Consider the following 26,845-nt stretch of genomic DNA (forward strand, 5'->3'; position numbering starts at 1 on the left):
TAGGCCTTTTACATTTCATCGATATTAAAAGTATCCCCCGACTGGGCAGGCGTGCTGTCTGCGGGCGACGTAAAGCTTAACCCGCCACCAATCATGGTTTCTAAACTATCTGCATTCACCTTGACTCCACCGAACAGTGAAATATCCATTTTGACACCACTGACGTTACGGAATTGACTATTGGATCGTACAAACAGTGCGTATTCGGGTTGAATATTGACATAAATTTCGACATTTTCGCCATTATTGGTGAGGTCATAGCCTGTTACTGCTCCGACCGGAACCTGGCGATAAAATATGGGGCTGCCTTTGAATAGTGAACCTAAAGTAGGCGTGCGGATGATTAGGTTGAGGCCATTTTTGTTTTGGAATATGGGGGCTTTGTGTGAGCCGCTAAAGGCAAAAGTGGCAGGCCCATCGCCTGAAAGGGCTTCAATATAGTTACCGGTCAGTAACCCCTCAGGATGCTCAATGCCACTTAAGCGGATTGTGGGTGCGACTACCCAGAAACGGCTGTTTTTACGAGCGAGGAAGTGACCATCTCTGAAAAGATCAATATTGACGCGTAATGCTTCGCCATCATGAATCACCGCCACGTTGACTACTTTGCCTACGGTTTGGCCTTTATAGCGAACGTCGCTATTGGGCTGGATGTTTTTGCCAGCAGGGAAGATCACCTGAATCCCAAGAGGCTGTTGTTGGCTGGTGATGCGGTCCTGGTAAAGGGTGAACATATGGTTGGGCTTGATGCCGGCGCCTGGATAGTCTGTGTCAAAGGCAATACCGCCTGATATGAGTGTTTTAAGTGATTCTGAACGAATACTCAACTGCTGCAATGAGAAATCGGCTTTGATGCCGCTGGCATTCCAGAAGCGGCTGCCTTCATTGATCAGATGGGTGTAGGCAGGATCGATAAACGCATACAGGGTGACACCTTTACCGTCTTTATTGAGAACGGTTTGTGCTATTTCACCCACCGTGATTTGTTTATAGAGAATCGGGTCTCCCGCTTTAAGTGAGCCTGACTCCAGACTATGTAAGCGTATTTTGAGGGCATTTTGAAAACGTTGATCGGTCAGCGCGCCTTGCTGAGATGCTTGATGATAATCGCTGTAGAGTGAATAAACCGTGACTTTTGTCGTGGCTTTTTTCGTTTCTGGTGGGTTGAAGAATGCAATGCCGCCGCGAAAAAGTGTCGCTGCAGACTCTGTGCGTAATTCAATGCCATCAATGTTAGCGGTTAAATCAATGCCACTGGCATTCCAAAAACGGCTGTTACTTTTTACCAGATGACTGTATCGCTGTTCTATAGCGGCATAGATTATGACCTGCTCGCCCTTGGCATCCAGTTCATAATTGATCACTTCTCCGACAGGTAACTGGCGGTACAGGACGGGAGATCCTTTGGTAATCGAGCCGAGTTGATCGGTGCGTAATTCAATCGCTTTTCCCTGACTTAATTGACGTTTGATCGGGGCGATTTGGAGCGCTGTGAAGCTGCGTTGTGCGCTTCCCTGGCCAGGTTCAAGCTCAATGTGGCTGCCGCGGAGCAGTGTGCCGAGTTGATCAAGGTTCTCTAATGACAGTTCAGGTTTCTGAAGCCAGAAACGAGATCCCTCCTTGAGCAGGTCCTGTGCACGCGGGTCGATTAACAAGATGCTATCCAGGTATTTGAAATCATCGGTGAGGGTGACTTGTTTGACACGCCCGATTTGAATTCCGCGACTTAGCACGCTCGCTCCCTCTCTGAGTTCGGTAGCACCGGGGAATCGAAGCTGAACCTCAATGCCATCTTGTGCTGCTTCGTAGTCGTCGTATAGGGGAAGGATCTGACTATTGCTGGCGGGTGGCGCTGTTTCATCCGGGGTGGAAAAATGGATACCTCCCGCAATAATTGACGCCAGAGAGCCGATCTGGATATCAATTTTGGGGAGATCGGCTTTAACTTTAATGCCACTGGCATTCCAGAAGCGTGTGTTCTCTTTGATCAGGTAGGTGAAACGGGGTTCAATATAGGTTTCGATTAATACTTTTTTGCCATCTGTAGCAAGGGCATGGCTGAGTACTTCGCCGACCTCGATATCACGAAAATAAACTTTGGCGCCCTGGTACACAGAGCGTGCGTTATCGGCTGTGAGAGTGATGTAAAGACCACTGGCGTTCTTGATGGGCGGCGGCGGTTGGTCCAGAGCTTCAAATGAGCGCTTGTGAAGGCCTTTGTCGCCGGGCTGGAAGCTGATATAGCTTCCTGACAGTAGTGTTTCAAGACCACGTACACCGGATAAAGAGACCTGAGGTTTGACTAACCAGAATTGTGCCTGATCTGTCAGGGATTTTTCTGTCTGGGGCACCATTTCGATCAGTGCCCTGACACGCCTCAGGTCGTTATCTACCTTCAGCTCTTTGACGACACCTGTGGGTAACCCCCGATAGAACACCTTGGTTTTGTTAGCTTCTAAGCCCGCCGCCGAATCAAAAATCACCTCGATTAGAATACCTTTACCGTCATAATTCTTATAAACAAGCCAGCCAGCAATGATGGCGGCGAGTAAGGGTAAGAACCAGATGGCTGATGGAAGGTGACGACGAGTAATGACCGGGTCATGATCACTCATGGAAAGACCTCAAGTTGTTCCAAATGTTTATCCCAGATTAAACGGGTATCAAAGCAGTTCGCTGCTAACATAGTAAAAATAACCGCAGCGGCAAATGCTGTCGCGCCGGTGTTGCCTGTGACGCTGGCAAGATTACCGAGTTGTACAATGGCTGCGAGTATTGCAACCACAAAAATATCCAGCATCGACCAGCGGCCAATCCATTCAACGAAATGGTACATCAGCATTTTCTGCCGCATATTAGTGGTCCAGCCTAGTTGAACGGTTAATAATAAAATAATCAGACCGACTATTTTTAGTATAGGGATAATAATAGAGGCTGCCAGCACGACAAAGGCAATGCCCAGCAGACCATGGTCAAGCAGCTGCATAACACCTTGCATAATAGTGGCAGGGTCTCCCTGGCCTAATGATCTGAATGTCATAATCGGTAGCAAATTAGCCGGAAGTAGCATAATCATTGAAGCAAGCAGCAGTGCCCAGGTATAGGCAATCGAGTGTGGCTTACGACGATGCAGGCGGGTTCCGCAGCGTGGGCAAGTAGTTTTGTCATCTTGTATAGGGGCAGGTTTTTTGCAGCAATGACAGAGAATGATACCTTGAGTGAGTGCTGAGTGCTGTTTCACTTTTTCTCCAGTTGCTCTATGCGGCGCCAGAAACGGTGACTGTCGAGTTGGGTGGATGTCAGCAAGGTCATGATGATTAGCCCTGTTAAACTATAGAGACCGATACCGGGCGTGACATCCGCTACATCAATTAATTTCACGATAGAAACAAGAATCCCCAGCATATAGATTTCAAGCATCCCCCAACTATCGAGCTGTTGGTAGCTGCGCATCGACCAGGCGAGTAAAGGTGCCCGTTTATGCATGAGTAAGCAGGTGCTCAGGTAGGCCAGTAATATAAGTTTCATAAAAGGGACAATAATAGCAGACATCAGTACCAGAGCTGAGACCATAAACAGCTGGCTATTGTAGAGTGCCATTACCGATGTAAAGATGGTTTCAGACTGAGAGAGTCCCAGTGTTTGCAACGTTAATATAGGAAAAATGTTCGCTGGGAAAAAAAGAATTAAACCGGCAACGGCCAGGGCCAGTGTCCATTCAATAGAATGGTGCTTGCTGGAAATAAGCAACGATTGGCAACGCGGGCAGTGGGCTTCATGCCGGTCCGGAATGGCGCGACGATTCAGCAGCAAATCACACTCCGGACAGACCCAGTATTTTCCCGGTTGTAGCGATACTATTTCCTTATCTGTCATACGTCTCTGTTGATGCTTCTTAATCAAGCTGCAGTATGCCAGATATTACTCTGTTATGGCTATTCGCAGAAAACAACGCTTAGGCAGATGTATGGTCGTAAGCTTTTGGTTATAGTAAGCCGCTTAAACAGGAGATAGAGAATGTCCGATACCGCGGGTGATTTTACCCAACTGCGTCGAGAGTATGTATCCCAGGGGATAGCAGACAACAGCTTAGTCGCCGATCCGTTTCAACAGTTTACACAATGGTTCGATGTGGCATGTCAGGTGCGGCCTGATGATGCAACATCCATGACGTTAGCAACGGCTAACAAGCAGGGAATGCCATCAGCCAGAATTGTCCTGCTAAAGCATTTTGATGCGGATGGTTTTGCCTGGTATACCGATTACCAGAGCCAGAAAGGCCAGGCGCTAGCAGAAAACCCGCAGGCTGAGATCTTATTCTACTGGTATGGTTTGGAAAGACAGATACGTATCCAGGGACGTGTAGAGAAACTAACAGTCGATCAGGCAGATATCTACTTTCATCAGCGCCCTTTGGGTAGTCAGTTAAGTGCGGCTGCTTCCGAGCAAAGTCAGCCGGTAGCATCGCGTCAAGTGCTGGAAGAGCGCGTGGCTCAATTACAGGCGCAATTTACAGAGCAAGAAATTCCTTGTCCGCAGCGTTGGGGAGGGTACCGCTTAATTCCTGAAAAATTTGAATTTTGGCAGGGACGTGAAAATCGCCTGCATGATCGTTTTCAGTATCGTTTATCGGATAATAACTGGATCATTGAGAGGCTACAGCCATGATAGATAGCGACATGATAATGGTGGAAACACAGCCGGCTTGTGATGCTGTGATTATTTGGATGCATGGACTGGGTGCGGATGGATCTGATTTCCCCCCTACGATCCCTTATTTGAGATTGCCCAAAGAACTCGCTGTACGTTTTCTATTTCCTAATGCACCAGAGCAAGCAGTGACGATCAATGGCGGCATGGTGATGCGCTCCTGGTACGATATTTTGAGTATGAATATTGGTCGTGAAATCAGCGAAACGCAATTGCAAACGTCTGTCACTGATATCTCCGCCATTGTGACTCATCAAATTGAGTCTGGTATAGCGCCAGAGCGTATTTTGCTGGTGGGCTTTTCGCAGGGCGGAGCCGTCGCTTATGAAACCGGGTTAAGTTATCCGGCTAATCTGGGGGGAATAGCCGCCATGTCAACATATCTGCCGCGTCCTATCGAGAAGATCAATAATGTGGCCGCGTTATCAATGCCGCTGTTGTCTTTGCATGGGGAGTACGATGATGTTGTGCCACTGGCATTAGGCGAGAGCGCCGTTATGCAGTTGCAGCAAAAAGGTTATCAGCCTGTTTGGCAGACATTTAAAATGGCACATGAAGTGTCGGTAGAATCACTAGAGGTGTTGGGACGCTGGATAGCACAGCGACTAATGCAATGAGGGGGACACTTAATGCAAATTTGTGATAATGCAGTTGTTTATTTTCATTACGCCTTGATCAATGAACAGGGTGAAGTATTGGATGGCAGTAAAGGTGGTGATCCTATTCCTTACCTGCACGGCTGTCATAATATTGTGCCTGGGCTGGAAAAGGCGATGGAAGGCCGTGCAGCCGAAGAACATTTCAGAGTGTCACTAACGCCACTCGAAGCATACGGCGAAGTTGATGAGGATAAAATTTACGATGTTGAGCGTAAATTGTTTTCCCAGATGCCCGAGCTCTCCGTTGGTCTGATGTGCCATATGACCAATGAAGCCGGTGAGGACGAAGTAGTCTCAGTGATTGAAATCGAAGACGATCTCGTCACAGTTGATGCTAATCACCCCTATGCAGGACAAAGTCTTACCTTTGATGTTGAGATCGTATCGGTAAGAGAAGCAACCCCGCAAGAACTACAAGCAGGCCAGGCTATCGCAGTTTAGCGCCGGCATTTTCAGGCGCTTGTTTCTTCAAGCGCCTTTATACTTTTTCCCGCCACTCCAGCTCTCCTATATGAACATTTAGCCACTCAAAGCCGATTTTTCGGGCAACGGCAGCTGCACCATCGAGGCTTTTGAACTCTCTTTCTTTTTTGCTGCGTTGCAGATCCAGCGTAATGACATTGTTGTCTTTTGCGATGAATTTAAGTGTCCATCCGCGTGACATTGCAATGGGCGTTGCCTGGCAAGATTCAAACACTCCAGCGTTAAAAAGCAGTCTTATTTCTTTTTCTTGCATGATCTTAATCTCTTATTGAGTTATCTTTATTTATATATGATTATTCTATAATAAATAATGACTGTTCGCAAATAAAATACGATTGTTTTTGTGTTTTAAGTTATTGATTTAAATGAATTTTTTATTTATTTTTAATAAAAGTTTTTTCTGCGGAGTGTTGTTTTTAACTTGTTGTTTTTAAATGATTTTTAGTTGGCAAAAGGTTATTGGCTTTTTAAATCTATTAGCCTGTTTTGATAGCTGAAATTTAATTAACAATAATTCAAAATCATTTTTTGATTATTCTTTCTGATTTCTTTAATTGAGCCTGGGAAAAGGGATCTAATGCGTTTTTAAAGTGCGTAATTCGGATATCGCGGTGAGTACAAATACAAAAGTTTCGCTAAAAAGATAAAAATGCTCATATATGGCTCTTAAGTTAAGGATTTGGACTATCTTTTAAGTAGTTAACTAAGGAGATGTAGGGTTATGGTCTTGCCTGAGCAACTGACTATTTTTGAAGTTGCCGATTGCAAAGCGGAATTTATCACGCAGATGAATCGTTCGTCTGTGCTTGAACTCGATGTTTCTGCACTGAAGAAAATTGACTCGGCGGGAGTTCAACTGCTTTTTTCTGTAAAACAAGCATTACAGGAAAAAGGGGGGGATATCTGCTGGGTAGGGACTTCAGAACTTTTAGTCAGTAATGCCCGTTGGTTGGGTATGTGTGATGCCTTAAATATTCCGCGATAGGTTTTGGTTTTTTGGAGATTGTAAATGGCAACAATATTGGTTGTTGATGACTCAGCATCTTTACGCAATATGGTAGTTTTTACTCTAAAACAACGGGGATATGACGTTGTCGAAGCCGCTGATGGACAGGAGGCGTTAAGCAAGGCAAGAGAGGCTGTATGTGATCTGGTGTTAACGGATGTCAATATGCCGATAATGGATGGAATTTTGCTTTGTAGTGAACTGCGAAAACTACCCTCGTTTAAATTTACACCCATTCTAATGCTGACGACAGAAAACTCCTCAGAGATGAAACAGAAAGGAAGGGCTGCCGGAGCAACGGGCTGGCTGGTTAAACCCTTTAACCCTGAGACTTTGTTATCAACCTTAAAACGTGTTGTGCGGTAAGCAGTTATGAGCATAGATCTGGCCCAATTCATCCCTACATTTCTGGAAGAAAGCTTCGAAGGGTTAGAGGTCATGGAGTCGGGCCTGTTGAATCTGGATACGGAGGATGCAGAAACTATTAATGCAATTTTTCGCGCCGCGCATTCAATCAAAGGTGGAGCAGGCACTTTTGGCTTTACCGATATTACTGACTTTACCCATGTCGTTGAAACACTCATGGATGAACTGCGGGCAGAGCGCAGAGCGTTTACTGATACCCTGAAAAACCTGTTGTTATCATCCGTTGATTGTATTCGCTTGTTGCTTGAAGCCGCACGGGATAATACTGAATGTAATGACCCGCAGGTTGATCAGGTATTTAAGCAGTTAGAAATGGTGTTAGCAGGAGGTGAGGTCGTACTCACTCATGCCGACAATGAAAAAGCAGATAGCACGCACAATCTCAGTAGCGAAAATGATAATTTGCCAGAGAATGTCTCTTCGGCTGGCGAAATTAATAACAGTGGATGGCATATTGAGTTTAAACCGGCTCAGCATTTGTTGATGACTGGAAATGAGCCCATCCTGATGATGGCGGCATTAGCGGAGTGCGGTGAGTTTCTGGTTCATGCCTGTACCGCTAACGTGCCTGCATTGCTGGATTTAAACCCGGAAGAACTGTTTCTGGTTTGGGATATGGATCTTTATAGCGATTGTGATGAGGCGGTGGTTCGTGAAGTATTCGAGTGGGTAGAGGATGATTGTGAACTGACAATAACTCCCATAGTGGATGATAACCGGGCTGTTAATTCCCAGTCGGACTCCCTTTTTCAAGAGCACCTTGCCGATTTCCAAAACCCTCAAGGTGATGTGCCAGTTAGTGTGCAGGATGAAGCCCCGGTAGCTGCAACTATTACAACTGAGTCTGTCGCACCTGAAGCCTCTGTCAGTATCACTGCTGCCGAGCGTGCGGAGATGTCATCGGTAGCAAAATCCCAGGACAATGTCAGGAAAAGTCAGAGTGATGCCGGCTCAATCAGAGTCGGCATCGATAAAATTGATGGCCTGATCAACCGCGTAGGCGAATTGGTCATCACGCAATCCATGTTGGGGCAAGTCGGTTCGGAGCTTGCTGATTTGGAGCATCCCGCTGTTGACCGGTTGAATGATGGCTTGCTGCAACTGGAAAGAAATACCCGGGATCTTCAGGAAGAAGTGATGCGGATCAGGATGTTACCTATTAGTTTTGTGTTTAATCGATTTCCACGTCTGGTACATGATGTCAGTAGTCAGCTAGGCAAAGAGGTCGAACTGAAACTCTCTGGTGAACAGACTGAACTGGATAAAACAGTGATGGAAAAAATCGGTGATCCGTTACTGCATCTGGTACGCAATGCACTGGATCATGGTTTGGAAACACCACAGGAGCGAGTGGCTGCCGGAAAATCGGAATGTGGAACCCTTGATCTCAATGCTTATCACCAGGGTGGTTTCATTATTATTCAGATCAAGGATGACGGTCGAGGTTTGGATACACAGCGAATACGTGAAAAAGCGTTGGAGAACGGCTTGATCAGTAGTGATCAGGTACTCAGTGAAGCTGATATTCATGATTTGATTTTTTTGCCGGGTTTTTCAACTGCCGTTGAAGTCAATGGCCTATCAGGCCGGGGCGTTGGCATGGATGTAGTCCGCCGTAATATTGAGTCATTAGGCGGGCATGTGTCGGTTACCTCCGAGGCCGGCATCGGTTCTTCATTCACGGTTACTCTGCCATTAACGCTCGCTATCTTAGATGGCCAACTAATAAAGCTCCAGCAGGAGGCATATATCATCCCATTGGTTTCAATTGTTGAATCTATCTGGGTGTCCGCCGAAGCACTTAATGCCGTGGCAGGTCAGGGGCGGTTATTTTTGTTCAGGGATGAGTATGTGCCGGTTATTCACTTGAGTAGCCTATTTGGTTTTGAGGAATACTCCAAAGATTTCTCCAGTAGTTTGATGGTCATTGTTGAAGGCGGTGGAAAAAAAGCGGGCTTAATTGTCGATGAGCTACAAGGACAGCAGCAGGTTGTTATTAAAAGCCTGGAAACCAATTATAAGCGGGTCGATGGTTTTTTTGGCGCCACTATTCTGGGAAATGGTCAGGTGGCTCTGATTCTTGATGTCGCGAGTTTAATTAAAATGGGACTGGATAATGCTAATAAAAAGCAGCCACGCAGGCATAAAAACAATGATGAAGCTCAACAAATGAAGGTGAGGGTATGACAGAAACTGAGTTGACTTTATGCAGCGAAAGCAAACAGTTTCTTACCTTTGTGTTAGCGAATGAAGAGTACGCAGTTGACATTTTGCGGGTGCAGGAAATTCGCGGCTGGATGCCGGTTACCCGGATACCCGGCGCACCCGGATACATGAAAGGTGTACTTAATTTGCGTGGGGAAATTATACCTATCATTGATTTGCGGGAGCGCTTTGGTTTCGAAACAAAAGCCTACAACCACACCACCGTTGTTGTGTTCGTCTGGATTAAAAGTGAAGAACGTCAGCGCAGCATGGGCTTGGTCGTTGATGCGGTTGCTGACACCTACGATATTGCGAATGAAGCGATTAATCCTGCACCGCTGATGGGCGAAGGGCTGGATCCAAAATTTATTGAAGCACTGGCAACGGTCGAGGGCAAGATGGTTATCCTGTTGGATATTGATTATCTGCTCAACGCTGATGCCCTTGCCTGTACTCAGACAGGATATCTTAATGAGTAAGTATTTATTGTTATGCAGCAAAAATGAATTGGTTATAAGAGTCGCCTTTAAGGAGTGGATGTCATGAAAATTAATTTGCCGGTAACAGATCAGGAACGGCATGTAACGCCGGGACAGGAACTGGTTACCCAGACAGACCTTAAAGGGCGAATTACCTATGTGAATCCTGCTTTTATTCTGGTCAGTGGTTTTAGTGAAGATGAGTTGGTGGGACAAAATCATAATGTTGTTCGCCATCCGGATATGCCACAAGAGGCGTTTGAGGACTTGTGGTCAACTCTGAAGTTAGGGCGTCCGTGGTGCAAAATGGTAAAAAACCGTTGTAAAAACGGAGATTTCTATTGGGTAAAAGCGAATGTGACACCGGTCTATAAAAAAGGGCAAATTGTTGGCTACATGTCTGTCAGGACTTCGCCGACGGATGTTGAACGTCACTCGGCTGACGTGCTGTACACGAAATTGCGAAATAAACAGGCCAGGCTTTCAGATCCGGCCAAAATACCTACTCAGGTGCTGGATAAAAAAATATATAACTGGGCCTCACTTTCAATTCTCGTGATGTTAATTATAAGCGCCGGATTGTATGGTTCAGGCCATCTGATGCTGACTGCACTCGGCCCTTTTGCGGCTTTTTGTATCATGCTTTTCGGATCGATCTCCACTATCCGTATCTATGTGAAGCAGCCGTTAAATGAGACCATTTCTATCTTAAAAAGGGTCAGTGAAGGTGATTATCATACGGATATAGAGGTCGAGAATGAGGGGGAAATGGGGGATCTGAATCGAGCAGCGAAATCACTCGCGATTAAGCTGGGCTTTGAAATTAATGAGTCACGCCTTGAAGCGTTACGTTCCAGTCGCATAACTCAGGCGCTCGATAGTGTGTCATCAAATGTGATGATGGCAGACCCAACAGGCAGGATTATTTATGTTAATGACGCCATTCTTAAGATGTTCAGTATTGCGCAGGATGATATCTGTACGGATCTCCCCAACTTTGATTATGAAAAATTATTGGGTGGAAATATCGATGCTTTTCATGCGGATCCAAAACACCAACAAAGATTACTGGCAGCATTAGAAACCTCTTTTGAAAGTCGTATCAAAGTGGGGGGGCGAACGTTTATTCTGGTGGCTAACCCTGTGTATGCACCCGATAAAGAGCGCTTAGGTACCGTTGTTGAGTGGAAAGATCTGACCGATCAGTTACAGGCTGAAGAAGCGATAGAGAAACTCATTCAAGACGCCTCCCGTGGTGATTTAAGTCAGCGCCTGGATGACTCTGCCTATGAAGGCTTTATGCAAAATATTGCTTCGGGTGTTAATCAGATGCTGGATACCGTTGTTGAACCGATGCGTGAAGCAAAACGCGTACTGGTAGCGTTGGCTGATGGTGATCTGACACAAAATATGCAAGGGGATTTCTCAGGTGAATATGCCGAGCTGAACGATGCTCTGAATAGTTCAATGAGTAAGCTCCAGGATATAGTAAGCGAGATACGTTCAGCAGGAGCAAATATCACCACTGGTGCATCTGAAATAGCGCATGGCAATGCTACATTGAGTCAGAGGACTGAAAGCCAGGCCATCAGCTTGCAGGAAACGGCGGCAAGTATGGAGCAGATGACGGCTACGGTTAAACAAAATGCCGTGAATGCGCAGGAAGCGAGCCGATTGGCTGAGCAGGCAAAAATACTGGCAGATGACGGGAGTGCTATATCGGGAAAAGTTGTCAGCTCCATGGGCGATATCAGTAAGAGTTCTAAAAAAATCGCAGAAATTATTGGCGTCATTGATGAAATTGCTTTTCAGACCAATCTTTTGGCGCTGAATGCAGCTGTTGAGGCGGCTCGCGCAGGTGAACAGGGACGAGGGTTCGCCGTCGTTGCCGCGGAAGTGCGAAATCTGGCGCAACGAAGTGCCAGTGCCGCTAAGGAAATTAAACACCTGATTAGTGATAGTGTAGAAAAAGTAGAAGAGGGTGGGCGTTATGTTGATGAATCGGGTCGCGCACTGCATGAGATCATAGAGGGGGTATTGAAAGTCTCTTCAATTATTCATGAAATTGCTCAGGCTAGCCGAGAACAAGCCAGCGGTATTGAGCAGGTGAATACTGCCGTTACAGCGATGGATGAAGGAACACAGCAGAATGCGGCATTGGTTGAACAGGTTGCCGCTGCATCTGAATCAATGGACGAGCAGGCGCAGCAGCTGCAACAATTGGTGAACGTCTTTAAAGTGGCTGATGTCGTGAAAGTAAGTACACCGAAAGCCGCGCCGATTAAAATCAAAAGTAATATTTGGCAAAGCAAGCCGTCAGTCCGTGCAGTTGCCAGCGTTATTCCTATGAAAAGTGCTTATAAAAATGAAGCTATTGTGATGAAAGAGACGCCTGATGATTCTGAATGGGAAGAGTTCTAGTCATTTGCTAATGGCCGCTGGGCTTTCGAAGGACGTTAACATGACGGTAAAGGACGATACTGCAGGTTTAATCGGGCGTGAGTTTGTTTTTCTGGATCAGGACTTCGAAAGGGTTCGTGAGAAACTCTATGCACATGCCGGGATCGCCTTATCGGATTATAAAAAAGATATGGTCTATAACCGCCTGATCAGGCGTATACGGGCGCTTTCGCTTAACAGTTTTGCACAGTATTTTTCCTATCTGGAACGGAATACAGCAGAGTTTTCATTATTCATCAATTCATTGACGACTAATCTGACGGCTTTTTTTAGAGAGAGTCACCATTTTGAGTTTCTGGAAAATGTCGTTTTGCCTGAAGTTGATGTTAGTAAAACGCAACGTTTACGAATCTGGTCGGCGGGTTGCTCAATGGGAGAAGAAGCTTACAGCTTGGCGATGACGTGTCTCTCATCGGCTGTCGATGTAAGTCACTGGGACATTAAAATTCTGGCAACAGATATTGATTCTGCCGTTTTGCATACAGCAAAAACTGGGGTTTACGCTTTAGATCGGATAGATACGATGCCTCAGGAATTGAAAACACGCTTCTTCAGAAAAGGCCGGGGCGCACATGCAGGAAAGGCTCTGGTTGCAGAGGAGTTGCGTCATATTATCACGTTTAAAGAGCTGAATCTGATGCATTCCTGGCCAATGAAAGGGCCACTGGATGTGATTTTTTGTCGAAATGTGATGATCTATTTTGATAAAGCCACGCAAGCGATTCTGTTAGAAAGAATGGCTGACTTACTGAAACCGGGAGGCTTTCTTTTTGTAGGACATTCTGAATCACCTTTTCGTTTGACCGCAAGGTTTAAGCTGATAGGCAATACCATCTATCAAAAGGATCACTGAGGTGTCGCATCGGGAAGTATTTCAACGCAGTGAGTCACCCCGGCAGACTTTGCCGGGATTTGAGCATTTTAATCGGTATTGGTTGCAGCAGCGCTCTTGTTTTGCTGTGAAAATAAAACCGGGTGAGTTTTATGTCACAAACACTAATGAAGCGATAACCACCTTACTCGGATCGTGCGTTGCTGCCTGTGTCAGAGACCCTATCGCCGGAATTGGAGGAATGAATCATTTCCTTCTTCCTGCTTCTGATGATCATCGAGTCGCGGCTCTCTCTGACGCCACACGCTATGGTGCTTATGCCATGGAAAAGCTGATTAACGAAATCATGAAACATGGTGGGCGAAAAGAGCGGCTTGAGATCAAAATTGCCGGTGGAGGCAGTATGGTACGTGGTATGACAGACATCGGTGATCAAAATGTCAGGTTTGTGACGCAATACCTGCACTATGAAGGGTTTGATATTGCTTCAGCCGATACAGGAGGAGAGCATCCTCGTAATGTGGTTTATCTCCCGCAGGAGGGCCGCTTGTTGGTAAAAAAACTCGGTACTATTCATAACAGTAAACTGTTTGAGGTTGAGAGCAGGCTAAAACAGCGGTTGGCTACATCACAAATTGGTGGTGCAGTAGAGTTATTCTGATGGATTGGAAAGGATACTAATGGAACGAGTGAAAGTCTTAATAATCGATGATTCGGCGCTTGTTTGTCAGGTTATAACAAGTATTTTATCGGGCGACCCAGCTTTCGAGGTTGTCGGAGCGGCTAATGATCCGTATGAAGCCCGTGAAATGATCAAAGTGCTAAAGCCGGACGTGCTAACACTCGATATTGAAATGCCCAGAATGGATGGAATAACCTTCCTGCGCAATTTGATGCGCTTACATCCACTGCCCGTCGTTATGTTATCAACCTTTACCGCACGAGGTGCTGATGCAACATTACAGGCACTGGCTTTAGGTGCAGTCGATTATATGCAAAAGCCATTGCTGGGTGCACAGGGTATAGCCGCTGCTGATTTTTCTGCAGAACTGAAAGACAAGTTAAAAGCAGCGGCAAGTTTGAAAAATAAAATAGCTATTAGTCTACGCCCCGCATTGCACAGCGAATCGATGTCTATACTTGATAGGCTGAACCTAAAAGCGAATCAGGGGCATCGCGTGATTGCGATTGGGGCATCGACCGGAGGAACCGAAGCGTTGCAAGATGTGCTTTCGGTGCTTCCGCTTGATACTCCTCCCATCGTTATAGTCCAGCATATATCCGCTTCTTTTAGTCAGCGCTTGGCCAGTCGGATTAACCGCAAGAGTGCCATTTTAGTGGTTGAGGCAACGGATGGGCAGAGACTCGAGTCGGGTGTTGCTTATCTGGCACCCGGTGGTAAGCATCTGAAAGTGAAAAGACAGGGGGCTTTTTTAGTTTGCAAAGTAGAAGACAGCGAGCTGGTTAACCGTCATAAACCGTCGGTTGGCGTACTCTTTGATTCTTTACTCAGCGCTGATGTTGAAGTGGCAATAGCCATTCTGCTGACAGGAATGGGAAGCGATGGGGCAGAGGCTATGTTCAGGCTAAAAGAAGCGGGCGCGTATACCGTAGCTCAGGATGAAGCGACCAGTATGATTTGGGGTATGCCTGGCTCAGCGGTTAAATTAGGTGCTGCGGTAGAGGTGTTGCCGCTGAACGAGATTTCTCAGTCATTGGTACAGTGGCTACAAAAATCATAAGCATGTGGTTAGAAACAGTGGATTTAAATGATGAGTAAATATGTTGGGGTATTAATAGTAGGGATTTTTTTATTATTACTGATCATTGCTGAATGGCTGGGGTTTGCTGGTTTGCGCTGGGGAGCCGAGGCAGGGTTAGTGTTCGGGACCCTCTTCATAGCGTATCAATCACGTAAAGACAGGGCGAGTATTGCCGAAAATCATCGTCAGCAGGTGTTGGCTGCACAGCGATTCAAAAGCATTAAGCCAGTATGTGAAGAGATGAAACAGATACTCAATCATGAAGCCATTGTTATTGATCAGGAAGCGCTGCGCATCGATACCATTATTAAGGAAGCCGTTCAGGTTTTAGGAGACAGCTTTCATAATGTAAATATGTACTCTGACCAGCAAAGAGATCTGATTAAGGAATTAATTCGCAGGACAAATCCTGGTGAAAGTGCGGAGGATGGTGATCATTTTAATATGCCGGTTTTCTTATTTGAGACAGGCAGTGTTCTTGATCAGTTTGTCGATATGATGATGACAATGAGCCGTAATAGTCTGGACACTGTTCACCATATCGATGATATGGTCACACAGTTGGATGGCATATTTGCACTGATTGAAAATGTTGAAGGTCTGGCTTCACAAACCAACTTGTTAGCATTGAACGCGAGTATTGAAGCGGCACGAGCCGGTGAAGCGGGCCGTGGGTTTGCTGTGGTAGCGGATGAAGTGCGCTCTTTGTCTATTAGTTCGGCTGATTTAAATTGCCAGATTCGAGAACGTATAACGATCGCAAAAGACACCATCACCCAGTTGCATGCAACTGTTTCGAAAATTGCAGCGACTGATGTGTCAGACACCTTAGCGACCAAAGAGCGTGTCGGGTCAATGTTGGCAAATGTTGCTGAGATTAATAATTACGTGGTTGAGCATGCCGGCATGATGAATGTGTTAGGTGAGCAGCTGGATGGCGCTGTTAATGATGCGATCCGCTCTTTACAATTTGAGGATATCTCGTCGCAGGCGTTGGCATCTTTACATAATAATATTAATACATTGAATCAAATCGCTGATCAGATGCATCAGATTAAGTTTGATAACGAGGATCAGATGGACGAACAGTTTAAAAACTTGTCGCTACGCTGTCGCCTGTTGCGAGAAGAGGTTCAATCGCGGAGTGCCGCGCGTACTGTCACCCAGACAGGCTTGAAGGCCGGAGGCGTTGAAATTTTTTAAGACGCTATTTTACTAACGGACTAGTAAGCATTAAAGCTGACCCGATCGATAATCAGATAAATAAAATGAGAAGTAGCTATGCCCATCAACAGTGCAGTATCCAGTGATAACAAGCGGGTTATGATTAATATCACAGATCGTTTTGATTATGGATTACATCAGTCGTTCCGCAATAGTTATCAAATGGTAAATGAGGCGGGTGTCATCTATTCCATTAATCTGAGTCGGGCAACCTATATGGATAGTTCCGCTCTGGGCATGGTTTTATTGTTAAAAGAGCATGCTGAAAAAAAGGGTGGCAGTGTGATTATTTGTAAGCCACATCCAGCGGTTGCAAAAATTCTTAAAATTGCCAACTTTGATCGCTTCGTTACGATTGAAAATTAAGAGCTGAGAGTCGAACGTGAGCAGAACGCATATAACGGACTATCCGGTTGCCAGAGAAAAAGTATTGGTGGTTGATGATCAATTAATCAATCGCGAGTTGTTGCAGAGTATGCTTGTGAAGATCGGATTTGACGTTATTTTGGCAAGCAACGGCCAGGAAGCAGTCGATTTATTTAGCCAACATTTACCCGCGTTAGTGCTGATGGATATCGCCATGCCGCATATGGATGGCATTGAAGCGACACGTTTAATTAAACAGGCTGCCGGAGAGATCTTTGTTCCGGTAATTATGATCAGTGGGCTGGATGGCGATGATGTTATCCGGCGCAGTATTGAAATGGGTGGCGATGATTTCATTCACCGCCCGTTTTCATATGAAGTATTACGCGTAAAAATTAAAGCGATACAACGCATCAGTGATCTTTATCGTGAGGTGCAACGTTTATACGTGCTAAGACAGCACGAAGAAGATATCGCCGAGGATATTTTCAGTAATGCGATAGAGAAAGACAATATAACATTTGATCAGATTAAGCTGCATAAAAGGGCCGCTTCTACTTTCAGTGGTGATGTGCAGATAACAGCCATCAGACCCAATGGCGATATCAATATTCTACTGGGTGACTTTACCGGTCATGGACTGACATCCGTGGTAGGAGCCTTGCCTCTGGCTGAAACGTTCAGAGCGATGACCCGCAAGGGCTATGAAGCAGAGCAGGTCATAGCACAGATAAACCGGAAGTTGCACGGGCTGCTGCCAACCGGTTTATTCTTAGCAGCCAGTATGGTGACAATGTCCAGCAATGGGCGTTGTACCATCTGGAATGGCGGCATGCCGGATATCCTCATTCTCTCTGCTGAAGGTGAGGTTCGACAGCGCATTGAATCGGGAGATCCGCCTTTAGGTATTGTTCCAGATATGCCCGATATGAACTTTACATTTACTCAGCTTGAGCCGGATGACAAGATTCTTTTGGTCAGTGATGGTGTGCTTGAGGCACGCAATACTGATGGTGAATACTTTGGTGAACAACGGCTATTGTGGGCCGCTATGTTAGGCTGCCGCGAAGATGATTTGTTAGGGCGTATTATGCGTGCAGTTGATACTTTTCTGAAAGGGCATGAGCAGGATGATGATATCTCGCTGATTGAAATCCCCGGACGGATCAAGATGTTTGCATCTTCACTTGCAGAGCCTGGTGTAAACCCGGCCCTCGTGCAGCAGGATCAGAGTGCCGGTTGGACATGGAGTATATGTTTACAGGGAAATAATTTGAAACGTGTGAATCCTGTTGCTATTGCGTTAAGTCAACTTCAGGAGGTAGAGGGGCCTGGTGATCACTGGCATGATATTTTTACGATTCTGACAGAGTTATTTGTTAATGCATTAGATCATGGTGTACTGAACCTTCCTTCTTCTCTCAAGTCATCCGCGGGTGGTTTTACAGAATATTTTGCGCAACGAGAAGCCAGCCTGGAGCAATTAGAAAGTAGCTGTTATGTCAGTATTCATTTGACATCTGTAAAGGCTGCAGGGCAATCGAGCCTGCTGAAAATCACAGTTCAGGACAGTGGATCAGGTTTTGATCATGCCCGGTGGTTGGACCGAATTGCAGAAAGAGCGGATGATGAAACAGGCTTAGCAGGACGTGGAATTATGCTGGTTCAGGCGTTATGCCAGTCACTCATCTACAGTGAGGATGGCTCCACAGTGACCGCAGAATATAGCTGGGGAGACGGATTAATGGCTTTAAATTGATTTATATCAATTAGCTATAGTTTTATTTCTGTTCGCGATAACAAGTATTGAGCTATATCAATTTTTTCTAATGTCTTCACGTGTAACCTCTCCTCAAACGATAAAGAACTCTCGATGAGGTGATAGTTATGTTTGGTGTTGATCCCTATGTTTTTGAAACTCTGTTACCTAGTTTGGTAGGCGTTGCAGCGATGGCAGGCACAATGGTCTGGGGTTTTATTAAAGTCCGTCACCTGATGAATGACGAGCAAAGTAAAAGATAAACTGTGATTGACTAAGATACCCGCTATTGCGGGTATTTTTCGTTTTGTAGTGCGGTTTTTTTAATGCTGTTTCTTCGTTACCTGGTTCCTCCTATTCCCCCCAATGTATTAGGTATAATGCCCACTAACTTTGCAGAACTTGTGCGTATCGTTGCTGGTTATTAGGGGGGGGGAAGTATGGCCGAATATCAGGTAAAGCCACTGCGGCCAGAGCAACGGCCAGCGCTGGCTCAGTTCTATAAGCTCAATCACTATAAAGGAAAGATAAAAGCAACCGACAATGTTTGGCTAATCACCAAGGATGATGATCAGATCATCGGTGCAGCACGTCTGTGTCAGCAAGGCGGTTTGACGCTGTTACGCGGTGTCTGGATTGAAAAGGCGTTGCGTACTCAGGGGCTGGGTAGCCAGTTACTTCAGCATTTACAATGTGCAGGGGTACTGGAGGGTTGTTATTGCTTTGCCTATCTCCATCTTGAGGATTTTTATTCCAAGCATGGTTTCTGTCGGGTTACGTCAGTGCCGGCATCGTTACACACAGCACTGGAACGTTATAATCGACCAGCAGTACAAGTGTTATTAATGGTTCAGGTGTAGTCCTGATATGCAGCACGACTACTGGTGTTGGGCCGGGATAAAACGCACAGGATCCGTCGCAACGTTAACCGTAACACTGACGGCCTCTTGTGGGGTGAAGCCAGCATTGCTATCCGTATTTCGTTCCATGTATTCAACCATAACCGATCGCCCTTGATTATCAGGTTGAATGCTGACGATGTTAACTCTATTACCGAGAAGGAAGCTATCCCGATGTTGAACAGACATTTTTTGATTGTCTTGTTCAAAAAGCCCCAGATAATAAAAAAGCCCTGTTCCCTGATCGGATACGCTGAAAGGTGCAATAAACAGAGTTGGCTGGTTATCAGCCTTTTGCTTATCATTTCCTGGGTTTAGTGGTTGGATCGTGTCATAGCTCAGTGCAACAGAGCCTCGCTCCTCTCCTAGCGTGTAGTCGCCCACGGCACTCCTATGGGTTGCCTGGCTATCTATATTGCGCAGAGGAACCCAAACAGGACTTTCTGCTGGCTGATCAGGAAGTTGAATGTTCAGATCTTCTTTGGTACGGATGCTAAAAAGTGAAAGCATGACTTTTGAGTAGCCGTGCTCTTCAATTTCACGCATCAAATCATCGTACTGTACGACTTCACCATCGGCTAATTCCATGTAAATATCGGCATTGGTAAAGTTGAACCGATAGATGCCGATACTGGCCAGCAGCACCAGTACAGGTATGCCTATCAAGGCAACAAGGACAATCCAAAAACGTTTTTTATAAGCCATTTTCCTATCCTTCCTTAGCGACGGATTGGTTGATAACGTTTGTCTGTTTAACAGAATGCAATAAATAGTACATTATTGGAACGAGTAAAAGACTTACCAGCATTGAGAAAGTTAGCCCCCAGACAACGGTTATCGCTAAAGGTTGTAGCATTTCAGCGCCATCTCCCCATCCCATCGCCAGTGGCAACATACCGACAACGGTACTCAGAGTCGTCATTAATATAGGGCGTAGCCGCAGGCGAGCGGCTTCGATAATGGCTTGAGTCAGGTCAGTGTACTGCTGTCGTTCAATTTCAATATACTCTACCAGCAGAATAGCGTTATTCACAACGATGCCAACTAACATAACCATGCCGAGCCACACGGGCATGGATAAAGGCAAACTCAGCGCCTGAATGCCTAACGACACGCCAATGGCGGCAAAAGGAACACTGAGAATAATGATCAATGGGTTGAGTAATGATTCGTATTGAATGGCCATCACTACAAATACCAGAAACAACGCAAGTAACATTAGAATACTGGTAAGTTGCTGCTGCTCTTGCAAGGCTTTTTGTGAACCACCGTCATAGAGAATATACCCCTCAGGCAGCGTTATTTGTTGTCGTAGTTCAGCCAGCGCTGTGACTGCTTCGCCTAAGGTGGTTTCCTCTTTCAGCGAAGCGCTGAGTTCGACAATACGCATCTGATTATCGCGCATGATGGTATCGGGTGTTTCAAGTAATTGGATAGCGGCAACCGAGCCAAGATACAGGGGGGGTGCCCCACTTGTTGCTGGAAACAGAATAATGGATTCCAGATCCTGTGGACTGGTAATTGTCGATTGGGATAACCGCAGCCGGATATCATAGGATTTGTCGCCAGTAAGATAGTCACTTACCACCTTACCTTGAAGGGCTATCTGCGCTGCTTCGGTCAGGTCTTGTAAATTCAGCCCGAGTAGTGCCGCACGCTTACGATCCAGCTTAATAGCAATTTCAAATTGCTCATCTTCTGCTGAATGCGTGATATTGCTTAACCCTGAAATGGTGCGCATTTTATCCGCAACCATGTCAGCTTGTTGTTTTAATATGCTTAGGTCATTTCCCTGCAAACGCAGGCTGATATCATCATCGCCACGGTTGGTACGGATACCTCGAATGCCGCGCTGAGACATCCGCACTGTAAATCCAGCGAGTTGCTGTTGATTAATCAGCTTATTGACGCGTGTCATCCACTCGTCGCTACTGACAAATCTTTCTGATAGCGGTTTTAACTGCACAATTATTGTTGAACGGCTCGGGGTTTCACGTTGTGATCTACCAAAAATAGAACCGCCAACCAGGGTGAAAACAGTTTCTGATTCTGGCTGTGCTGAAAAAATCTCCTCAAGCAACTGAGCTTTTTGATCCATCTCATCCAGTGACGTTCCTACATCAGCCGACACCACAATGCGGATGCGGCCATCATCCAGTGCCGGTAGGAAAATTTGTTTGCCGCTCATGAAAACCGGCAGGCTTAGCGTTAGTCCGGTTATAAACAGAACAACGACTATCCAGCGCAATTTCAGTAAAAAACCAATGACGCTGGCGTAGCCATTTTGCAGATGCTTAATGCCGCCATCTATCCAGCGGCGCATGCGGTTGCTGCTCAGGCTGGTGACTTTGGCTGCATAGGCGGGCACCAGCGTCAGGGCGATAATCATGGATGCAAAAATAGCCGCCGAGATAGTGATGATTAACTCACTGAACAACAGGCCGGTTAAGCCGCCAATAAACAGGAACGGCAGCACCGCCGACAGGTTGGTGGAGGTGGCAGCAATAATGGCACCATTCACTTCGCTGGCCGCATGTGTGGCCGCATCCCGGGGCTTTTCATGGTTACATTGATGCCGGTAGATGTTTTCCAGCATCACGATGGTGTTATCTACCAGCATACCAATACCCAATGCCAGTCCGCCTAATGTCATCACGTTCAGCGTCAGTCCACCCAACCCCATCAGTACGCAGGTAAACATAATCGCAATCGGAATAGCGCTGCCGATAATCAGAGTGCGGCGTAAATTACCCAAAAACAGATACACCACTGACATCGCCAGCAAAGCGCCACTGATCGCTGCCAGTGAGGCATTTTTCAATGATTGCAGAATATAGATAGATTGATCCGCAACCAAAACAACCGAGATATCGGCTGGTAAAATGTTTTGCGCCTTCAGCCAGGTTAAACGCTCGTTTACCACCTCAGCGACTGCTGTGGTGTTAGCCGTCGGTTGTTTCTGGATGGATAATTTAATACCACCAATGCCATCGACACGTACCAGAATACGTTCATCTTCGCTGCTATCAATGACCTCAGCAACATCGCTCAGATAGACAGTATTGCCTGCGTTTTGAGCAATCGGTAGTTGTTTGATCTCTTCCAGAGAGGTAAAGCGTCCGCTGATACGCCCTGTGATCTCGTGGGCAGACATCTGTAAGCGGCCAATCGGCTCGTCACTGTTGGATGTTTGCAGGGCTTTAATCACATCCTGATAGTTAAGTCCTATGCCGGCCAGTCGTTGTTGATCAGGAATGACCTGAATCTCGCGCAAGACGCCACCGCCCACTTCCGCTGCCGCAACGCCTGGAAGATTTAAGAACCAGTTACTGAAAGAATCGTCCACCCAGCTGCGTAATTCAGCACTGCTGCGTAACGGAGAGTTGATAACAAACTCCATTACCGGGATCTGTGAAGGGTCAAGTTTAAAGATAGTCGGCGGGGAGATGCTGTCGGGCAAGAAACGTTTGGCTCTATCCAGGCGCGAGCTGGCATCACGCAAGGCGATATCGATATCTTTACCGTAATTAAAAGCCAGATCGACCGAAGAGGTGCCGCGGCTGGTATTGGACTGTACGCTGATGACATCCTCAGTAATGGCCAGCTGTTCTTCCAATTGCCGGGTGATCTTATCTTCCATCACAGAGGTGGGAACGCCGTTATCGATAATCCGCACACGGATCTCGGGATAGATAATATGCGGTAAGAGATCAATCGCCAGCCGGCTGAGGGTAAACATTCCAAGAACAATAACCGCCAGCGCAATCATGGATACACCCACCGGGTGGCGAATAGACCAGCCGGCCAGTCCTCCCTTGTTAGTGATCACTGTGCTGTGCCCGTTGCAGTAGAAGAGACTGCAGCTGAAGTGACTGCAGTAGAAGGCACTATGTTAACGGCACTGTTCGAGCGTAAATTAGTAAAGCCACGCACGATAACACGGTCACCGGCAGAGAGGCCGCTTAGGATTTCGATCATCTCATCGATGCGTAATCCGCTGATCACCGCTGTCGTTTGGGCGTGTTCCTGCTGATCCACGCTGAAAACATATTCCCCCTTACCGGACCGGCGTAATGCGACAAATGGAATCAACAGGCGTTCGGCTTCCTGAGTGCGCAGTTTTACCCGCGCTAACTGGCCGGGTTTTGCTCCGTCTGGTGTTGGGTTAAGGGCGATTTCAACGGTGCCCGTGCGTGTAACAGGATCAAGATTAGGATAAATGCGCGTGATTTTTCCTTGTAGTGACTGATCATTGGGAGCCTGTTGACCGTTTAACGCATCTATTGATACGGCGACCGGATCTCCAAGCTGTAGTTTATTCAGCAGCAATTCTGAGACAGGCACCTGAGTAATGAGTGATGTCTGGTCGGAGATAGTCAGCAGGTGTGTATAGCGTTCTGCGATGTTGCCCGGCTCGCTTAAACGTGCACTGACAACACCGCTGATAGGCGCATGCAGTGTGGTGTAATCTAATTGTGTTTGCAGGATCTGAACATCGGCTTTAGCCACCGCCAGTTCAGTTTCTACCCGGGTATATTCTGTTTGTGAGGTTAAGCGCCGTTCGACCAGCCCGCTGATTCGCTGCAGATCTTTTTCTGCTTTACGGCGAAGCGCAACCGCACGTGCCAACTGTGCTTCCAGCAAGCGGCCATCTAAACGAGCAACAATATCGCCTTTCTTGATCAGATCCCCCTCATAGAAAGGCAGCGCTGTAATGCGGCCCTCCTGCTGGTTGAACATCTGTATCTCCTGCACGGCTCTGAGCGTCCCGGTTCTTTCCCTTTCAATAGCTACCACTTGTCGCTGGGCTGTGATGATTTCGACCAGATGTTTTTTCGGCTCTTTATCGGATGCCGCAGGTTTCTCAGGTTCACCGCAGCCTGAAAGTGACAGCAGAGGAAGTAAAACAAGCAGAACAGGCAAAACTCGCATATTTAATGACTCAAAAATGTAGAAGCTACTAATTGGGATTTTGAGAAAGCCGAATAACCTGATTCTAGGGAGTTGCATAAGCAAGGTCTAGTGAGGGCATCTGCTGTGCAGTAAAGAATCAGGTTTTCTTGCTAAAAATGCTGAAATAAGATCAATTTTTTTTGAGTATAGAAAGATTTTTTATATTGATCCATATCAGTAAACTTCTGGTATTTATTCAATAAAATCTAATTTAGAAATATTTAATGTAATAGAGGTGCTGGCATGAAAAAAACATTTGTTATTATTGCTTTGAGAAGTGCACTAATGAGTGCGCTGTTGGTCACAAGCGGTTTAACCTATGCCGAAGACCAAAAGCGTGATCAAGATAGAACACAGTTGCAGGAAGATCAGGATTTAACTCAGGATCGTGATCAAGATAGAGATCAGGACAGGGATCAAGAGCAGGTTTATGGTAGCCAGCTGATGACACAAGAAGAACGTATGCAGCATCGGGCTCAGATGCGTAGTGCTGCCACAGAGGCTGAACGTGAGCAGATCAGGTATGAGCATCATGAACGTATGCTGGCACGTGCAAAAGAGAGAGGTGTCAGTATTCCTGAGGAGGTACCACCCAGAGGCCACAACATGGGAAGCGGAAAAGGTATGGGGCCCAGTGGAATGGGTCAGGGCGGAATGGGCCAGGAAGGAATGGGCCAGGAAGGAATGGGCCAGGAAGGAATGGGCCAGGGTGGAATGGGTGCCGGCTCTGGTGCTGGTAAGGGAAGTTAAGTCGTAGCTTTTTTATTAAGGAGCTTCGCGTATAAAAACAGGCCACTTCACTGCAGTGGCCTGTTTTATCATGCTCTAATGATTTGCTTGGACAAAAAATGAGCAATCATACAATTCAGACTATTGTGGGCTTTAAGAGAGATGTCCCGTCGACACCGACACACTTATCCACAGAAAGTGTGAGTATCTTTATCCGAGATCTTCTAGTTAAGACCGTTTATTAACTCTTGCGTGGTGTTTACGCTGGCGTATAAAGAAGCAAGCGCTGCCATGAAGGCGGCATGAACCTGCGCTGCAGGTACGGTTGTTCCGTTAAATTCCAGATCACGCGTGGCGCAGGCATCGTGTGCTACCGATACTTCAAAACCCAAATCTACAGCGGCGCGTACGCCGGCATCAATGCACATATGGCTCATCGCACCGACGACGATTAGATTCTGTACTTTTAGTTTGTTAAGGATCTCTTCAAGATCGGTATTAAGGAAGCTGTTGGGTTTGTGTTTGAGAACAACCGGCTCACCTTTTATGGGCGTTACTGAGTGATGAATTTTCGCGCCTTCTGACCCCTTTGAAAAGAAGGGGGCATCATCGGTTAAAAACTCATGGCGAACATGTACCACAGGCAAGCCTTGCTGACGAAAAGTTGCCAATAACTTTGCAGCTTGCTCTGCTGCTTTTTCAGTGCCACTGAGCGGCAATTTTCCTTTTGAAAAATAATCATTTTGAATGTCGATTAATAATAATGCTGTGTGAGTCATAAGTGCTCTCCTGCTTATCGGGTAGATCAGTATTCAAGTGTGTTGACTATTATCGGCAAAAGCAGATCGTTATACTGGAGTCATAACTGGCATAAAAAAGGTTGAAATTGACAATGAATCAGATCCGCATCGGTATTATTCAATACCCGGGAGCGTTGCAATCTGCGGTTCAGGGACTTAAAGAGATGTTTTTTGTCGCCAATAGCATCTGTGCTCAGCAGCAACTGGATATTGCTTTTGAGATTCATATCTATGATATCGGGCAGGTCTCAGAGCTCTCGGAAAAATGCCTTTTAGAGGGCGGAGTAGGGGACAGTCCATTACAGGTTGTTATTCTTTCCCCTTGTCTGGAGGGGGAGTATCACTTCAACCCGGATAGCATGCTCAAGCAATGGTTGCTAGAACAGCATGCACAAGGGGCGATTCTCTGTTCAGTCTGTGCGGGCGCGTTTATTCTGGCGGCGTGCGGATTACTCGATCAGCGACCGGCGACGACACACTGGGGGTTGAGTGAGCGTTTTAGCAAGACCTATCCCGCTGTCTGCCTGGATAGTAATAAAATACTGATCAACGACGTTGATCTCATCACCGCGGGTGGTCTCATGGCGTGGTTGGATTTAGGTTTGGAGCTGGTGGCTCAGTTCACCCAGCCGCGCATCATGCGATTGTTGGGTAAATATCTGATTGTCGATACCGGTTCACGAGAGCAACGCTATTATCGCAGCTTTATTCCGGCGCTGGATCATGGTGATAAAGCCGTGCTTAATGTGCAGCATCACTTGCAGGTCAACTTTGCAAACAGCATCTCGATGAGTGATATGGCTGCCTTAAGTTGTTTAGGTGATCGTACTTTTTTACGGCGTTTTGTTAAAGCCACAGGGCTAAAACCTAGCCAATACTTACAGCAACTGCGTATTCAGAAAGCCTGTGATTGGATTGAGAGTAGCCATGACAGCGTCGAGCTTATCGCGACAAAAGTGGGTTACGAAGATGTCACTGCATTTCGTAAAATTTTCATCAAAACTATGGGCTTAACCCCGCGTGAATTCAGAAGTCGTTTTGGCTAAAGGGCATAGAATATAAACCGGCCAGCGCCGGTTTATATTTCAAATT

General features: G+C 46.3%; 26 protein-coding genes. 18 read left to right on the forward strand and 8 right to left on the reverse strand.

The genetic code is table 11. The annotated features are described in order from the left end of the window. Positions 1–8: 8 nt before the first annotated feature. From BM099_RS15400 to BM099_RS15410, 3 genes are read right to left on the reverse strand one after another with little or no spacing between them, the layout of a single operon-like run. On the reverse strand, positions 9–2,615 hold the full coding sequence (locus tag BM099_RS15400) for a PqiB family protein (RefSeq protein ID WP_090729106.1): 2,607 nt from the start codon (positions 2,613–2,615) through the stop codon (positions 9–11). Further along, positions 2,612–3,241 (reverse strand): paraquat-inducible protein A, encoded by a 630-nt coding sequence (locus tag BM099_RS15405; protein ID WP_090729112.1) that lies wholly within the window; start codon positions 3,239–3,241, stop codon positions 2,612–2,614. Before BM099_RS15405 ends, BM099_RS15400 begins: the two co-directional genes overlap by 4 nt. After that, positions 3,238–3,876, reverse strand: a complete 639-nt coding sequence (locus BM099_RS15410) for a paraquat-inducible protein A (protein ID WP_090729114.1) — start codon at positions 3,874–3,876, stop codon at positions 3,238–3,240. Before BM099_RS15410 ends, BM099_RS15405 begins: the two co-directional genes overlap by 4 nt. A gap of 141 nt (positions 3,877–4,017) precedes the next feature. Here BM099_RS15410 and pdxH point away from each other — a divergent pair, with 141 nt between their 5' ends. From pdxH to BM099_RS15425, 3 genes are read left to right on the forward strand one after another with little or no spacing between them, the layout of a single operon-like run. After that, entirely contained in the window at positions 4,018–4,668 is a 651-nt protein-coding gene (gene pdxH, locus BM099_RS15415) for a pyridoxamine 5'-phosphate oxidase (RefSeq protein ID WP_090729117.1), read from the forward strand. Further along, positions 4,665–5,327, forward strand: coding sequence for an alpha/beta hydrolase (locus tag BM099_RS15420; protein WP_090729119.1), 663 nt, complete (start codon positions 4,665–4,667; stop codon positions 5,325–5,327). Before pdxH ends, BM099_RS15420 begins: the two co-directional genes overlap by 4 nt. Positions 5,328–5,339: 12 nt before the next feature. Continuing rightward, positions 5,340–5,810, forward strand: a complete 471-nt coding sequence (locus BM099_RS15425) for an FKBP-type peptidyl-prolyl cis-trans isomerase (RefSeq protein ID WP_090729122.1) — start codon at positions 5,340–5,342, stop codon at positions 5,808–5,810. A 37-nt stretch (positions 5,811–5,847) separates the two neighbouring features. Here BM099_RS15425 and BM099_RS15430 read toward each other — a convergent pair whose 3' ends face one another. Continuing rightward, the gene (locus BM099_RS15430; RefSeq protein ID WP_090729124.1) at positions 5,848–6,105 is read right to left on the reverse strand and encodes a hypothetical protein; all 258 of its coding nucleotides are present in this window, start codon (positions 6,103–6,105) and stop codon (positions 5,848–5,850) included. A gap of 468 nt (positions 6,106–6,573) precedes the next feature. Here BM099_RS15430 and BM099_RS15435 point away from each other — a divergent pair, with 468 nt between their 5' ends. From BM099_RS15435 to BM099_RS15490, 13 genes are all read left to right on the forward strand, one after another. Next, complete coding sequence (locus BM099_RS15435) at positions 6,574–6,837, forward strand: STAS domain-containing protein (RefSeq protein WP_090729127.1); 264 nt, start codon at positions 6,574–6,576, stop codon at positions 6,835–6,837. A 24-nt stretch (positions 6,838–6,861) separates the two neighbouring features. Continuing rightward, entirely contained in the window at positions 6,862–7,224 is a 363-nt protein-coding gene (locus tag BM099_RS15440) for a response regulator (protein ID WP_090729129.1), read from the forward strand. A 6-nt stretch (positions 7,225–7,230) separates the two neighbouring features. Beyond that, complete coding sequence (locus tag BM099_RS15445) at positions 7,231–9,471, forward strand: chemotaxis protein CheA (protein ID WP_090729131.1); 2,241 nt, start codon at positions 7,231–7,233, stop codon at positions 9,469–9,471. Beyond that, positions 9,468–9,968 carry a chemotaxis protein CheW gene (locus BM099_RS15450; protein WP_090729133.1) on the forward strand — a complete coding sequence of 167 codons (501 nt, stop codon included), beginning with the start codon at positions 9,468–9,470 and terminating at the stop codon, positions 9,966–9,968. The genes BM099_RS15445 and BM099_RS15450 overlap by 4 nt, the downstream gene beginning before the upstream one ends. A gap of 63 nt (positions 9,969–10,031) precedes the next feature. Continuing rightward, complete coding sequence (locus BM099_RS15455) at positions 10,032–12,389, forward strand: methyl-accepting chemotaxis protein (protein WP_090729135.1); 2,358 nt, start codon at positions 10,032–10,034, stop codon at positions 12,387–12,389. A gap of 40 nt (positions 12,390–12,429) precedes the next feature. Further along, positions 12,430–13,281, forward strand: a complete 852-nt coding sequence (locus BM099_RS15460) for a CheR family methyltransferase (protein WP_090729138.1) — start codon at positions 12,430–12,432, stop codon at positions 13,279–13,281. A 1-nt stretch (position 13,282) separates the two neighbouring features. Further along, the gene (cheD, locus tag BM099_RS15465) at positions 13,283–13,921 is read left to right on the forward strand and encodes a chemoreceptor glutamine deamidase CheD (protein WP_177201205.1); all 639 of its coding nucleotides are present in this window, start codon (positions 13,283–13,285) and stop codon (positions 13,919–13,921) included. 19 nt (positions 13,922–13,940) lie between these two features. Beyond that, entirely contained in the window at positions 13,941–15,002 is a 1,062-nt protein-coding gene (locus BM099_RS15470) for a protein-glutamate methylesterase/protein-glutamine glutaminase (RefSeq protein ID WP_090729144.1), read from the forward strand. 30 nt (positions 15,003–15,032) lie between these two features. Continuing rightward, positions 15,033–16,226: a methyl-accepting chemotaxis protein gene (locus BM099_RS20835; protein ID WP_269750514.1), complete on the forward strand. Its 1,194-nt coding sequence runs from the start codon at positions 15,033–15,035 to the stop codon at positions 16,224–16,226. Between the two features lie 78 nt (positions 16,227–16,304). Beyond that, positions 16,305–16,613, forward strand: coding sequence for an STAS domain-containing protein (locus tag BM099_RS15480; protein ID WP_090729149.1), 309 nt, complete (start codon positions 16,305–16,307; stop codon positions 16,611–16,613). Between the two features lie 16 nt (positions 16,614–16,629). Continuing rightward, the gene (locus BM099_RS15485; protein ID WP_090729152.1) at positions 16,630–18,372 is read left to right on the forward strand and encodes an ATP-binding SpoIIE family protein phosphatase; all 1,743 of its coding nucleotides are present in this window, start codon (positions 16,630–16,632) and stop codon (positions 18,370–18,372) included. A gap of 128 nt (positions 18,373–18,500) precedes the next feature. Next, positions 18,501–18,635 (forward strand): hypothetical protein, encoded by a 135-nt coding sequence (locus BM099_RS20840; protein ID WP_269750513.1) that lies wholly within the window; start codon positions 18,501–18,503, stop codon positions 18,633–18,635. A gap of 177 nt (positions 18,636–18,812) precedes the next feature. Next, positions 18,813–19,232 (forward strand): GNAT family N-acetyltransferase, encoded by a 420-nt coding sequence (locus tag BM099_RS15490; protein ID WP_090729154.1) that lies wholly within the window; start codon positions 18,813–18,815, stop codon positions 19,230–19,232. Between the two features lie 18 nt (positions 19,233–19,250). On the opposite strand, the gene BM099_RS15495 is transcribed toward BM099_RS15490, so the two are convergent. From BM099_RS15495 to BM099_RS15505, 3 genes are read right to left on the reverse strand one after another with little or no spacing between them, the layout of a single operon-like run. Then, positions 19,251–19,976 (reverse strand): hypothetical protein, encoded by a 726-nt coding sequence (locus tag BM099_RS15495; protein ID WP_090729157.1) that lies wholly within the window; start codon positions 19,974–19,976, stop codon positions 19,251–19,253. Positions 19,977–19,980: 4 nt separating this feature from the next. Beyond that, positions 19,981–23,100 carry an efflux RND transporter permease subunit gene (locus BM099_RS15500; RefSeq protein WP_198064223.1) on the reverse strand — a complete coding sequence of 1,040 codons (3,120 nt, stop codon included), beginning with the start codon at positions 23,098–23,100 and terminating at the stop codon, positions 19,981–19,983. After that, the gene (locus tag BM099_RS15505; RefSeq protein WP_177201206.1) at positions 23,097–24,203 is read right to left on the reverse strand and encodes an efflux RND transporter periplasmic adaptor subunit; all 1,107 of its coding nucleotides are present in this window, start codon (positions 24,201–24,203) and stop codon (positions 23,097–23,099) included. The genes BM099_RS15500 and BM099_RS15505 overlap by 4 nt, the downstream gene beginning before the upstream one ends. 264 nt (positions 24,204–24,467) lie before the next feature. Here BM099_RS15505 and BM099_RS15510 point away from each other — a divergent pair, with 264 nt between their 5' ends. Further along, a complete protein-coding gene (locus tag BM099_RS15510) occupies positions 24,468–24,974 on the forward strand; it encodes a hypothetical protein (RefSeq protein ID WP_143083789.1) in 507 nt (168 codons plus the stop codon). Positions 24,975–25,177: 203 nt separating this feature from the next. On the opposite strand, the gene BM099_RS15515 is transcribed toward BM099_RS15510, so the two are convergent. Continuing rightward, positions 25,178–25,732 (reverse strand): cysteine hydrolase family protein, encoded by a 555-nt coding sequence (locus BM099_RS15515; protein ID WP_090729162.1) that lies wholly within the window; start codon positions 25,730–25,732, stop codon positions 25,178–25,180. Positions 25,733–25,845: 113 nt separating this feature from the next. Here BM099_RS15515 and BM099_RS15520 point away from each other — a divergent pair, with 113 nt between their 5' ends. After that, the gene (locus tag BM099_RS15520; protein ID WP_090729164.1) at positions 25,846–26,799 is read left to right on the forward strand and encodes a GlxA family transcriptional regulator; all 954 of its coding nucleotides are present in this window, start codon (positions 25,846–25,848) and stop codon (positions 26,797–26,799) included. Positions 26,800–26,845 lie beyond the last annotated feature (46 nt).

Source organism: Neptunomonas qingdaonensis (assembly GCF_900113275.1).
Taxonomy (GTDB): domain Bacteria; phylum Pseudomonadota; class Gammaproteobacteria; order Pseudomonadales; family Balneatricaceae; genus Neptunomonas; species Neptunomonas qingdaonensis.